The 12,429-nt window shown below is 69.1% G+C and carries 12 protein-coding genes and 1 pseudogene; 6 read left to right on the forward strand and 7 right to left on the reverse strand.

Translation table 11 applies throughout. The annotated features are described in order from the left end of the window. The coding region (locus GVN21_RS13680; RefSeq protein ID WP_240902943.1) for a ThiF family adenylyltransferase at positions 1-150 on the reverse strand (150 nt) is incomplete at its 3' end. A 37-nt stretch (positions 151-187) separates the two neighbouring features. On the opposite strand from GVN21_RS13680, the gene hslV reads away from it, so the two are divergent. From hslV to hslU, 4 genes are all read left to right on the forward strand, one after another. Next, a complete protein-coding gene (hslV, locus tag GVN21_RS13685) occupies positions 188-727 on the forward strand; it encodes an ATP-dependent protease subunit HslV (RefSeq protein WP_166575317.1) in 540 nt (179 codons plus the stop codon). Next, complete coding sequence (locus GVN21_RS13690) at positions 724-1,206, forward strand: GNAT family N-acetyltransferase (RefSeq protein ID WP_166575318.1); 483 nt, start codon at positions 724-726, stop codon at positions 1,204-1,206. Before hslV ends, GVN21_RS13690 begins: the two co-directional genes overlap by 4 nt. Before the next feature lie 40 nt (positions 1,207-1,246). Beyond that, a complete protein-coding gene (locus GVN21_RS13695; RefSeq protein WP_166575319.1) occupies positions 1,247-2,134 on the forward strand; it encodes a DUF4440 domain-containing protein in 888 nt (295 codons plus the stop codon). A gap of 68 nt (positions 2,135-2,202) precedes the next feature. Beyond that, entirely contained in the window at positions 2,203-3,507 is a 1,305-nt protein-coding gene (gene hslU / locus GVN21_RS13700) for an ATP-dependent protease ATPase subunit HslU (RefSeq protein WP_166575320.1), read from the forward strand. Here the strand turns inward: hslU and GVN21_RS13705 are convergent. Beyond that, positions 3,504-3,962, reverse strand: a complete 459-nt coding sequence (locus tag GVN21_RS13705; RefSeq protein ID WP_166575321.1) for a BLUF domain-containing protein — start codon at positions 3,960-3,962, stop codon at positions 3,504-3,506. The genes hslU and GVN21_RS13705 overlap by 4 nt on opposite strands. Before the next feature lie 74 nt (positions 3,963-4,036). Next, positions 4,037-4,510 (reverse strand): DUF2244 domain-containing protein, encoded by a 474-nt coding sequence (locus GVN21_RS13710; RefSeq protein WP_166575322.1) that lies wholly within the window; start codon positions 4,508-4,510, stop codon positions 4,037-4,039. An 81-nt stretch (positions 4,511-4,591) separates the two neighbouring features. Here GVN21_RS13710 and recQ point away from each other — a divergent pair. Together recQ and GVN21_RS13720 are read left to right on the forward strand one after the other, a co-directional pair. Further along, a pseudogene (gene recQ, locus GVN21_RS13715) lies at positions 4,592-6,475 on the forward strand (DNA helicase RecQ); the annotation flags it as partial. Beyond that, positions 6,461-6,835 carry an endonuclease domain-containing protein gene (locus GVN21_RS13720; RefSeq protein ID WP_346764264.1) on the forward strand — a complete coding sequence of 125 codons (375 nt, stop codon included), beginning with the start codon at positions 6,461-6,463 and terminating at the stop codon, positions 6,833-6,835. The pseudogene recQ and the gene GVN21_RS13720, both read left to right, overlap by 15 nt. Before the next feature lie 219 nt (positions 6,836-7,054). On the opposite strand, the gene gyrB is transcribed toward GVN21_RS13720, so the two are convergent. The 4 genes from gyrB to dnaN all read right to left on the reverse strand — a co-directional run bounded on the left by gyrB (position 7,055) and on the right by dnaN (position 12,318). Then, on the reverse strand, positions 7,055-9,526 hold the full coding sequence (gyrB, locus tag GVN21_RS13725) for a DNA topoisomerase (ATP-hydrolyzing) subunit B (protein ID WP_166575323.1): 2,472 nt from the start codon (positions 9,524-9,526) through the stop codon (positions 7,055-7,057). Beyond that, positions 9,527-10,675, reverse strand: coding sequence for a DNA replication/repair protein RecF (recF, locus tag GVN21_RS13730; RefSeq protein ID WP_166575324.1), 1,149 nt, complete (start codon positions 10,673-10,675; stop codon positions 9,527-9,529). It lies immediately after the preceding gene. A gap of 42 nt (positions 10,676-10,717) precedes the next feature. Continuing rightward, positions 10,718-11,053, reverse strand: a complete 336-nt coding sequence (locus tag GVN21_RS13735) for a glycoside hydrolase family 43 C-terminal domain-containing protein (RefSeq protein ID WP_166575325.1) — start codon at positions 11,051-11,053, stop codon at positions 10,718-10,720. Between the two features lie 143 nt (positions 11,054-11,196). Continuing rightward, entirely contained in the window at positions 11,197-12,318 is a 1,122-nt protein-coding gene (gene dnaN, locus GVN21_RS13740) for a DNA polymerase III subunit beta (RefSeq protein WP_166575326.1), read from the reverse strand. Positions 12,319-12,429 lie beyond the last annotated feature (111 nt).

Below are 12,429 nucleotides of genomic sequence, written 5' to 3' on the forward strand. Positions count from 1 at the left end.
GGTGCTGATCGTCGGGGCCGGCGCGCCCAGCCCCCCGGCCCCGACGATCAGCACCTTCGCGGCCGCCAGCTTCTGCTGCCCCGGCCCGCCGATCTCGCGCAGCACCAGGTGGCGGGCATAGCGATCGACTTCTTCCGGGCTGAACGCCAACCTTGACCTCCTGACATGCCATGGCCACATCGCCCGCATGAGCAATTTCCCCGACTGGCACGGCACCACCATCCTCGCGGTGCGCAAGGACGGCAAGACCGTGATCGCCGGCGACGGACAGGTGTCGATGGGCGCCACCGTGGTCAAGGGCTCGGCGCGCAAGGTCCGCACCCTGGCCGGCGGCAAGGTGATCGCCGGGTTCGCCGGGGCCACGGCCGACGCCTTCACCCTGCTGGAGCGGCTGGAGGCCAAGCTGGAACAGTATCCCGACCAGCTGGCCCGCGCCTGTGTGGACCTGGCGAAGGACTGGCGCACCGACCGCTACCTTCGCCGGCTGGAAGCCATGCTGATCGTGGCCGACAAGACCGCCATCTACACCGTCACCGGGGTGGGCGACGTGCTGGAGCCGGACCTGGGCGTGGCCGCCATCGGCTCCGGCGGCTCCTACGCCCTGGCGGCGGCGCGGGCCCTGATCGACACCGACCAGGACGCTGAAGCCATCGCCCGAAAGGCCATGGCCATCGCCGCCGACATCTGTGTCTACACCAACGGCTCGCTGACCGTCGAAGTGCTGTGACCTATCGTTTCACCGCCCTGACGCCCGCCGACCTGCCGCTGCTGGATCGCTGGCTGAAGGCGCCGCATGTGCGCGAGTGGTGGGAAGACGACGAGGGGCTGGCCGAGGCTGAGGAAGCCTACGCCGACCCCGACACCTGGCAATACATCGTCCACCTGGGCGATCGGCCGATCGGCTACATCCAGGCCTATAATCCCCACGCCTGGCCCGGCCACCACTTTGGCGATCAGCCGCCGGGCGCTCGGGGCGTCGACCAGTACATCGGCGAGGCGGACCTGCTGAACCAGGGCCACGGCCCCGCCTTCATCCGCCAGTTCTGCGACCAGCTGATCGCCGCCGGCGCCCCGGTCGTCTGCACCGACCCCCACCCGGGCAACGCCCGCGCCATCCGCGCCTATGAGAAGGCCGGGTTCGCCACCTATGGCGGGCCGGTGGACACGGACTGGGGTCGCAGCCTGCTGATGGCGCGGCGGGGCTGATCGCCTTAGTCTTGCCGCCGTCACCCCGTGGATAGGCGCCATGATCCGTCCTCTGCTCTCGCTCGGCCTCGTCCTGCTCATCGCTCTTCCCGCCGGAGCGGCCCCCAAGAAGCCCAAGGCGCCGGCGCCCGTCACCCCCGCCCCGGTGATCGCCGCCGAGCGGGCCTTCGCCGCAGACGGGCTGAGCATGGGGATCAAGCAGAGCTTCCTGAAGCACATGGCCGATGACGCGATCGTCTTTCAGCCGGAGCCCGTGAACGCCCGCCAGGCCATCTCCGCCCAGCCCGACACCCCGGGGCCGAAGCTGGAGTGGTGGCCGATCTGGGCCGGCATCTCGGCCGGCGGGGACATGGGCTTTACCACCGGCCCCTATGCGGTGAACGGAACCCGGCGCGGCTTCTACTTCACGGTCTGGAAGAAGCAGGCCGACGGGAGCTGGAAGTGGCTCTACGACGGCGGCCCGGCCAGCAGCGCCAAGGAGGCCCCCGGCCCCGACTCCACCCCCGGCCTGCTTCCCGTCTCCAAGCTGTCGGCCGGGGACCCCGCCACCGCCTTCACCGGGGTCCAGGCCGCCGAGACGGCCCTGAACGAGGCCGCCGCCAGCGACGCCACGGCCGCCTACCAATCGGTGCTGGTCTGCGAGGCGCGGGTGCAGGGCTCGCCCAACGCCCCGGCCCAGGGCTGCGCCGCCTTCAAGGCCGAGCTGGCCACGCGTGGCAAGTTCATCGCCTTCAAGGCGCTGGGCGGCGAGGCCTCCCAGTCCGGGGACCTGGCCTGGACCTATGGCGAGGCCGACTGGGCCCATCTGGGCCAGAAGCGGCGGGGCTTCTATGTGAGGGTCTGGCAGTACCGGGCCGAGGGCTGGAAGCTGGTGTTCGACCAGATCGTCCCGGCTCCGCCCCGGACGCCGCAACTTCGCAAGGGGTGACCGGAGGGGTGACGCGGGGGCTCGCGGCGCCTATGTGCGTGCTTCGTGCTGACTACCAGGACCCTTAAGTGACCGAATTCTCTCCCCGCGAGATCGTTTCCGAACTGGACCGCTTCGTCGTCGGCCATGCCGAGGCCAAGCGGGCCGTGGCCATCGCTCTGCGCAACCGCTGGCGCCGCCGTCGGGCGCCGGAAGCCCTGCGCGACGAGATCACGCCCAAGAACATCCTGATGATCGGCCCCACGGGCGTGGGCAAGACCGAGATCGCCCGCCGCCTGGCCAAGCTCGCCCAGGCGCCCTTCCTGAAGGTCGAGGCCACCAAGTTCACCGAGGTCGGCTATGTCGGCCGCGACGTCGACCAGATCGTCCGCGACCTAGTGGAATCCGCCATCGGCATGGTCCGCGACAAGCGCCGCGCCGCCGTCAAGGCCAAGGCCGAGGCCGCCGCCGAGGAACGCATCCTCGACGCCCTGACCGGCCCCGGCAGCACGGCGGCCCGCGAAAGCTTCCGCAAGAAACTCCGCGCCGGTGAGCTCAACGACAAGGAGGTCGAGCTGCAGCTGGCAGATACCGCCAGCCCCTTCCAGGGCCTGGACATCCCCGGCATGCCGGGCGGCTCGGTCGGGATGCTCAATCTTGGCGACATGTTCGGCAAGGCCATGGGCGGCCGCACCCGCACCCACAAGACGACCGTGGCCGGCGCCTATGCCCCCCTCCTGGCCGAGGAAAGCGACAAACTGCTCGACCAGGAGGCTCTCACCCAGGAGGCGCTGGAGCTGGCCGAGAACCACGGGATCGTCTTCCTCGACGAGATCGACAAGGTGGCCAGCCGGTCGGACCGGGCCGGGGCCGACGTCTCCCGCGAGGGGGTGCAGCGCGACCTGCTGCCACTGATCGAGGGGACCACCGTCTCCACCAAGCATGGGCCGGTGAAGACCGACCACATCCTGTTCATCGCCTCCGGCGCCTTCCATGTCGCCAAGCCGTCGGACCTGCTGCCCGAGCTGCAGGGCCGGCTGCCGATCCGGGTGGAGCTGAAGGCCCTGTCCCGCGACGACTTCCGCCGGATCCTGACCGAGCCGGAGGCCAACCTGATCGTCCAGCAGAAGGCCCTGATCGCCACCGAGGGCGTCGACCTGACCTTCACCGACGAGGCCATCGACGCGATCGCCGACGCCGCCGTGGCGGTGAACGGCAGCGTCGAGAACATCGGCGCCCGCCGCTTGCAGACCGTGCTGGAAAAGGTGGTCGAGGAGATCAGCTTCACCGCCGGCGACACCAGCGCCACGGCCTTCACGGTCGACGAGGCCTACGTGAAGCAGAAGATCGGCGCCCTGGCGGCGGACACCGACCTCAGCCGGTTCATTCTTTAGGCGACGTAGCGAAGCTGGGCGTCGTCCCGCACGGCGCGCAGCCGGGTCAGCAGCCGCGTTGCAGTCTCCAAAGACAGGCGTCCCGGATCGAAAGCGCCCCGTCGGGCGATAGCCTCGGCGACCTTGGCGTCGACCATGCTGAGGGTGCGGGCGCACATGTCCCACTCGCGGAACAGCCGCCCGCTGGCCTGGGCGGCGCCCAGAAGCAGGACGGCCTCATGCCGGTGGTCTGCTTCGATGCGGGCCAGGGTGGCGCTGATCGCCTTGTGCGAGCCCTCCAGAGCCTGGAGGAACCATCCGTCGTGGCAGAACAGCATGCCGGAGATTCCGTCCGTCCGGTTATTGGCGATAGACTTGCGAATGATGCTGTCGATCGTCGGTTCGAACGCCCCAGGCGCCACCTGACTGCGGCTGTAGTAGACGAGGCGGAAGAGGCCGGACGGAACGCTGGACATGGAGGATCCCACACTGCGACTACCCGATTTGAGCATTCGATCGTAAGAATTCCCCTAATGCGCGGCAGCGAAGCTCAATATCGCTCCGCCCTGGCCCGGCGGATCGCCTCGCGCAGCGCGTGGCCCAGGGCCTCCCGCTCGGGCGGAGACAGCGCCTTGCCGACGCTGCGGCGCCGCCGCGACAGCCGCAGCCGGACCCGCACCTCATGCTCGCCGAGCGCTTCCATGTCGACGCTGGTGAAGGCGGTAGGAGAGGTCCAGACAGTGCGAACGACTCCGTCATGCTCCTCGATCACCTCCACCTGCTCGGCGCTGACCCGCAGCCGTTCTCGCCGCTCGGCCGCCCGGAAGCTGGCCTTGAGGGCGAAATAGACCAGCACCACGTCCAGCCCGAGAAACAACGGCGCCGGCCAAGCGCCGATGATGAAGAAGACGATGCTGATCATCGCGGCCGACACCGCCAGCGCGCCCAGCACGACCTTGAATCCCAAGGTTCCGAGCGAGCGGTTAGGGGCGATCACGGCGTCCATGTAGAGGGTGGCGGCCATGGCGCTAACCTAAGCCGAAACCCGCCACTTGCGAGTTGAACAAAAAGCGAACATTGTAACCTGAACCCTCGCCCCAACGCCATGTCGTCGCGCCCCGCCCTTTCCGTGCCCGCCGCCGCTTCGCCATGGCATAAGCGGCCGGTGAACGATTCCCTTCCCCCGCTCGACCAGGCCCGCGAGACCCTTCGCCGGGTGTTCGGCCATGCCGAGTTCCGGGGGCTGCAGGCGCGGGTGATCGAGGAGGTCCTGGCCGGCCGCAACGCCGTGGCCGTCCTGCCGACCGGCGGCGGCAAGAGCGTCTGCTACCAGATCCCGGCCCTGATCCTGCCGGGCCTGGGCCTGGTTGTCTCGCCGCTGATCGCCCTGATGAGCGACCAGGTCGCCTCCCTGCGTCAGGCGGGGGTGGCCGCCGCGCGGCTGGACTCCAACATCGCCGCCTTCGAACGGCAGGAGATATGGGAGGCGATCGACCGGGGCGAGCTGGACCTGCTCTACATCTCACCCGAAGGCCTGTCGTCGAACGGCATGCTCGACCGCCTGGCCCGGCTGAAGCTGGCGGTGATCGCCATCGATGAGGCCCACTGCGTCAGCCAATGGGGGCATGACTTCCGGCCCGACTACCGGATGCTGGGCCGGCTGGCCGAACGCTTCCCGGGCGTGCCGCGCATCGCGGTCACCGCCACCGCCGACGCCCGGACGCGGGAAGACATCCGCACCGAACTGCGGCTTGAGGACGCCGCCGAGTTCGTCGACAGCTTCGCCCGCCCCGAACTGGCGCTGAACGCCGAACGCAAGGTCGGCTCCGGCCACAAGCGCGTCCTGGAACTGGTTGCCCAGCGGCCCGGCAAGTCGGGCGTGGTCTATGTCGGCAGCCGCGACAAGGCCGATGAGTTGGCTGAGAAGCTGCGCGAGGCGGGTGCGCCGGCCATCGCCTATCACGCGGGGCTGGAAAAGGAGCTGCGCAATCGGCGGCTCGAACAGTTCCTCGAGGCCGACGCGGCGGTGATGGTGGCCACCATCGCCTTCGGCATGGGTGTGGACAAGCCGGACGTTCGCTATGTGATCCACGCCGACCCGCCCGGCAGCATCGAGGCCTATTGGCAGGAGATCGGCCGGGCCGGGCGTGACGGCCAGCCGGCCGACGGCATCACCCTCTATTCCAGCGCCGACATGGCCTGGGCCTTCCGGCGCCTCGACGGCCGCGACATGGCCGCCGAGGTCAAGCAGGTGCAGGCCCGCAAGATCCGCCAGCTCTACGCCATGCTGGAAGGCACCGCCTGCCGGGCGGCGGCCGTGCGGCGCTATTTCGGCGAGGAGCGGGTCGAGCGCTGCGGCCAATGCGACCTGTGTCTCGCGCCGCCGGACAGCATCGACGTCAGCCAGTCGGCCTCCAAGGCCCTGGCGGCCACCCACCGGCTGGGCGGCCGGTTCGGACGCGGACGGCTGGTCGATCACCTGCTGGGCAAGACCAAGGATGTCTCCGATTTCGAGGCCGGGCTGTCCACCTGGGGCATCGGCACGGAGCTCAGCCAGCACGCCTGGCGCGACCTGATCGACCAGCTGCTGTTCGAGGGGCTGCTCAAGGAAGACCCCAACGATGGGCGTCCGCTGATCGGGCTGGGCGACATCGACGGGGTGCGGGCGGTGTGGAAGTCCGAGCGGTCGGTGCTGATCCGCAAGGATTCCACGCGGGTGGCGGCGGCCGGGAAGACCCGGACGAGCAAGGGGCGCAAGGATGTGCTGGCGACGCTATCGCGCGATCAGTCGGTCGTCTTCGAGCGACTGCGCACCTGGCGCAAGGAGGAGGCGCAGCGACAGCACGTGCCGCCTTACGTGATCTTCCACGACGCGACGCTGGCGGAGATTGCGGTGCGTAGGCCGAGCACGCTCCCGGCGCTCGCGGCAGTCAGCGGCGTCGGCGAAGGCAAGCTGGAGCGCTATGGTCAGCCGGTGCTCGATGTTGTCGCCGGTCGCGCAGACGCACTGCCCGAAGCGGCGGCCCGCGCCCGGGTCCTTCGCAGGTCCATGAGTTCACCGGAAGCGCTGCTCTGGACCGGGCTGCGGTCGCGCCAGCTGGATGGGCTGAAGTTCGGCCGCCAGCACCCGATGGGAATCTACGTGCTCGACTTCTACTGTCCTGAGGTGAAGTTGGCGGTTGAGGTCGACGGCATCGGCCACAGCCACGGCCAGCGCCCTGAGGCAGACCGCCGTCGGGACGCTTGGTTCGAAGAACAGGGCATCCGGACGCTCCGCATCCCCGCACAGGACGTCTTCGACGACATGTCCGAGGTGCTGCACCAAATCTACGTCGCCGCCCGAGGCTGACGCCGGGCTTGGCGCTCTTCGCTCTCCGCCCCCGAGAGGGGGCGGAGGACGGTTCGGAGCATGAGCGACGGACCAGGAGGCGGGGCAGCGCCGGCGGTCAGTGATTAGCGGTCCACCGGCGGTGGGAACCCCCTCGGTTTGGCTCGCTTGCAGCGCTCGCCAAAGCCACTCCCCCATCTTCGATGGGGGAGAGCGAAGGTCTCAGGCCATCAGCGGAGCCTAAACGTCCACCTCGGCATCCAGCGCGTTCGCCTGGATGAACTCCCGGCGTGGCTCGACTAGGTCGCCCATCAGCCGGCTGAACATGTCGTCCGCATCGTCCGCGTGGTTGATCTTCACCTGCAGCAGGGTGCGGGCCTCGGAGTCCAGGGTGGTCTCCCACAGCTGGTCGGGGTTCATCTCGCCCAGGCCCTTGTAGCGCTGGATGGTCAGGCCGCGGCGGCCGGCGTCCATCACCGCGTTCATCAGGTCACGCGGGCCGCGCACCGTGGTGGTGCGGTCCTTGCGCCGGAAGGTGGCGGGGGCGGCGAAGGTTTCGGCCAGGGCCGCCGCGCGTTCGGCCAGTCGGCGGGCGTCCGCGGCGTGCAGGGTCTGGTCGTCGAGGACGATGGTCTCGGAGACGCCGCGCTTGACCCGCTTGAAGGTAAAGCCGCCGCCCACGGCCGGCTCGCCGGCCCAGGGGCCGTCGCCTTCCTCGGCGTAGAGGTCCAGCCGGGCGGCGGCGGAGGCCACGTCTGGGGTCTCGCCGAACAGGCCGGCCAGCGCCGCCTGTTCGATGGCGAAGGCCGGGGCACGGGCCGACAGGCGCTCGACGTTGGCCTTCGCCTGGCGGGCGGTCTGGACCAGGGCCAGAAGGTCGGCGCCGGTCATCCGCTCGCCGTTCGACAGATCGAGCTCGGCCCCGTCGACGCCCTCGTCGATCAGGAAGACCTCCATCTCCGCATCGTCCTTCAGGTAGCGCGAGGAGCGACCCTTGGCGGCTTTGTAGAGCGGCGGCTGGGCGATGTAGAGGTAGCCGCGCTCGATCACCTGCGGCATCTGCCGATAGAAGAAGGTCAGCAGCAGGGTGCGGATGTGCGCCCCGTCCACGTCGGCGTCGGTCATGATCACGATGCGATGGTAGCGCATCTTCTCGATGTCGAAGTCGTCGCGGCCGATGCCGGCGCCCAAGGCCGTGATCAGGGTGCCGACCTGGTCCGAGCTGAGCATCCGGTCGAACCGGGCCCGCTCGACATTGAGGATCTTGCCGCGCAGGGGCAGCACCGCCTGGTTCTCGCGGTTGCGGGCCTGTTTGGCCGAGCCGCCGGCGCTGTCGCCCTCGACCAGGAACAGTTCGGACTTGGCCGGGTCCCGCTCCTGGCAGTCGGCCAGCTTGCCGGGCAGACTGGTGATGTCGAGCGCGCTCTTGCGGCGGGTCAGCTCGCGGGCCTTGCGGGCGGCTTCGCGGGCGGCGGCGGCCTCGACGATCTTGCCGACCAGGATCTTGGCCTCGTTGGGGTGCTCCTCGAACCAGGTCGACAGCCCCTCCTGCACCAGGCCCTCGACGGCCGGCCGCACTTCGGACGAGACCAGCTTGTCCTTGGTCTGGCTGGAGAATTTCGGGTCCGGCACCTTGACCGACAGCACGCAGGTCAGCCCCTCGCGGGCATCCTCGCCGGTGACCGAGACCTTCTCCTTCTTGGCCATGCCGGAGCTCTCGATGTAGGCCCCGACCACCCGGGTCAGCGCCGCCCGGAAGGCGGCCAGGTGGGTGCCCCCATCCCGCTGCGGGATGTTGTTGGTGAAGCACAGCATCTGCTCGTGGTAGCTGTCGTTCCACCACAGGGCGAGGTCCAGCTGGACCTTCTCGCGCTGCCCCCGGATCACCATCGGCGTCTTGACCAGCGGGGCCTTGGCCTTGTCGAGGTGGCGCACGAAGGCCTCGATGCCGCCCTCGTAGTGCATGATCTCTTCGTAGGGCTCGGCGTCGCGCAGGTCGCGGAAATAGATGGTCACGCCGCTGTTGAGGAAGGCCAGCTCACGCAGCCGGTGTTCCAGCGTCTTGCGGTCGAAATTGATGTGGCTGAAGGTCGAGAGCGACGGGAAGAAGGTGACGATCGTGCCGGTCAGCGGCTCGCCGTTCTCCCGCTTGGGGCTGTCGCCCGTAACGGCCAGCGAGGTCACCGCATCGCCGCGCTCGAAGCGCATCTCATGCTGCTTGCCGTTCCGGTGGATCTTCAGCAGCAGGTAGTCGCTCAGCGCGTTGACCACCGAGACGCCGACCCCGTGCAGGCCGCCGGAGACCTTGTAGCTGTTCTGGTCGAATTTCCCGCCGGCGTGCAGCTGGGTCATGATGACCTCGGCCGCGCTGACGCCTTCGCCCTCGTGGATGTCCACGGGGATGCCGCGGCCATCGTCACTGACCGTCGCCGAACCATCGGCGTTGAGGATCACCTCGACGCGGGTCGCCCAGCCGGCCAGGGCCTCGTCGATGGCGTTGTCGACCACCTCATAGACCATGTGGTGCAGGCCCGAGCCGTCGTCGGTGTCCCCGATGTACATGCCCGGCCGCTTGCGCACAGCGTCCAGGCCCTTGAGAACCTTGATGGAATCGGAGCCGTAGGCGGCGGCGCCTTCCTCGGCGGTCTGTTGCGACAGGGGGGTCTTGTCCGGGTTGGCTTCCGGAACGTCGCCAGCAGTTTCGTCGGTCATTCAATCATCCAGAACGGTCAGGCCGGTGGGCTCCACACGGACACCCAGGGCCTGGCCCTTGAAAGGTTCGAAGAGCGAAGCGTCGGTCCCGGTCAGGAAGACCTGGAGCCCCAGCGCCGCGATTTCATCCGCCAGGGCGGCCCGTCGAAACGGGTCCAGGTGGGCGGCGACTTCGTCCAGCAACAATATAGGATTCGGCGCGGAAATTGCAGCGCTTAATCGCGCCGCCTGGGCCAAAACCAGGTTCAGAATCAAGGCTTTCTGCTCCCCGGTGGAGCATTCCGCGGCCGGACGATCCTTTTCGGCGTGGACCACCGCCAGATCGCCCCGATGCGGGCCCGTCAGGCCCCGTCCGGCGGAGGCGTCCCGCGGCCTTGACGCCGCGAGGGCGGGCCCAAGGCGAGCCGCGATCTCGGCCTCCCCCACCCCTTGTCCGGCCAGGGTTTCCCACTCGCCGGTCAGGGCCAGCCGGGCTCGCGGGAAGGGCCGGTCGGTGCGGGAATCGATCTCCGACTGAAGGGCGGCAAGGGTTCGCGCCCGCGCGGCGGCCAGGGCGGCGCCATGCTCGGCCATCCGCGCCTCCAACGCTGTCACCCAGACTGGATCAGGCGCCGCCCCCTCGTCGGTCAGCAGACGCATCCGCTCACGCAGGGCCTTGTCGTAGGCTGTTGCATGGGCGGCGTGCAGGGGCTCGGCAGCGAACACCAGCCGGTCGAAGAAACGGCGCCGGTCGCCCGCCGCCTCCAGGAACAATCTGTCCTGCGCCGGGGTCAGCCAGACGGGCCGGATATGGTCGGTCAGCCGGCCGGGCGGCACGCTGGTTCCCTCGACCCGGGTCAGCCGCCGCGACGAGCCCGGACTGTCGGTGCCGGTGCCCAGCTGCGTTTCGTCCTCGCCGTCGGAGACTTTCGCCGCCACCGCCCAGGCGCGCCCGACCGCCTCCCCCGGCATCCGCCGACCGACCTCGGCCAGCGACACCCCGCGCAGCCCCTTGCCCGGCGACAGCAGGGAGATGGCCTCCAGCAGGTTGGTCTTCCCCGCCCCATTCGGCCCGGCCAGCCACACCGACCGGCCACGCGGCTCCAGACTCCCCAGCTCATAGGAGCGGAAGTTGGTCAGGGTGAGGGAGGCGAGGGCGGAGGTGGGCAAGGCGGTCCGGCAACGTTACCGGCCGTCTTTAGGCCAGTTCGGCTAGCGGCGCACGGCGTTCCAGTTGAACAGGAAGCTGCGGTGCTCCGCCCAGGTCTGGCCGACCGCCTTGTCGCCGACCAGGCAGACGCTGCTGTGATAGGGCCCCGCGCCGTCGGTGGTGCGGAAGCTGGCGCAGGTGCGGCCGCGATCGGTCTTCCACCGGCCGGCCAGGATTTCGCTGTCGTAGAAGCTGCCCGTGACCGTGCCGTCGGCCTTGAGGGTCAGGGTCATGGGCTTGGTGTAGGGCTCGTCCGGCTTGCCGGAGAGGTCGACGGTCCATTCCCCGGCAAGGGCGGGCTCGGCAGTCAGGGCAAGGGCAAGGAAAAGGGCGATCATCGGCGGCTCCCGGGCGTTGACCGGGAACTGGAGCGAAAGGGCCGCCGGACAAGGCCGGGCGGCTCAGCTCACGAAGGGCGGGTGGCTGCCCCATCTTCCGCTCATCCCCGCGAAGGCTGGGGTGAGCGGAATTTTGTGGGCGTTTAGACCCGCAGCGGCATCAGGACGTACTTCACGCCCGCGTCGGTCGGGTCCAGCACCAGCGTCGGGCTGGCCGGATCGGCAAACCGGAACTCCGCCGTCTCGCCGTTGATCTGCCCCGCCACATCCAGCAGGTACCGCGCATTGAAGCCGATTTCGAAGGGCTCGCCGTCGTAATCGATCTCCAGCTCCTCGACGCCCTGGCCGGCCTCCATGTTGCGCACGGTCAGGGTCATGCGGCCGGTTTCAATAGCAAGCTTCACCGAGCGGCTCTTCTCGGCCGAGATGGTCGCCACCCGGTCCACCGCCTTGGCGAACAGCTCGGCGTCGACGGTCATCACCCGCTGGTTGTCGCGCGGGATCACCCGCAGATAGTCGGGGAACGACCCGTCGATCACCTTGCTGGTCAGGGCCGAGGCGCCGGCGAACTCGAACCGCACCTTCTGGGGGCTGACCTGGAAGCCGACCGATTCGCCGGCGTCTTCCAGCAGGCGGCGGGCCTCGTTGATGGTCTTGCGCGGGATGATCACCCCTGGCTGGCCGGCCGAGCCTTCCGGCGCCGGCATCTCGGCCAGGGCCAGGCGGTGGCCGTCGGTCGCCACGGCGCGAAGCTTGGCCTCGCCCCCGTCCATCACGGTGTGGACGTACAGGCCGTTCAGGTAATAGCGGGTCTCTTCGGTCGAGATGGCGAACCGGGTCTTGTCGATCAGCCGGATCAGGTCATTGGCGTCGACCTGGATATGCGCCGACAGGCCGTCGGCGCTCATCACCGGGAAGTCCCCGGCCGGCAGCACCGGCAGGTTGAAGCGCGAACGCCCGGCCGAAATCTGCAGGCGCGGGTCCTCGCCCGAATAGGTCAGGGAGACGTCGGCGCCTTCCGGCAGCTTGCGGACGATCTCGTACAGGGTATGGGCCGGGGCGGTGATCTGGCCCGGCTGATCGACGTGGGCGGCGGCCTCATCGACGATCTCCATGTCCAGGTCGGTGGCCGAGAAGCTGACCTGCTCGCGGTCGGCCGACAGCAGCACATTCGACAGGATCGGGATCGTATTGCGCCGCTCGACGACGCTCTGAACGTGGCCCAGGGCCTTCAGCAGCGCGGCCCGCTCGATGGTCAGCTTCATGTCTTGTCCGGCGTCACGGGCGATTCGGAAACAATCCCCCGAGCCGCCATCATAAGGTGACCGCCAACATTAGAGGAAACGGCGCGCCGGGGAAGAGGGGCGGAGCCTGTG

This window comes from Caulobacter sp. SLTY, from assembly GCF_009905535.1.
GTDB lineage: Bacteria > Pseudomonadota > Alphaproteobacteria > Caulobacterales > Caulobacteraceae > Caulobacter.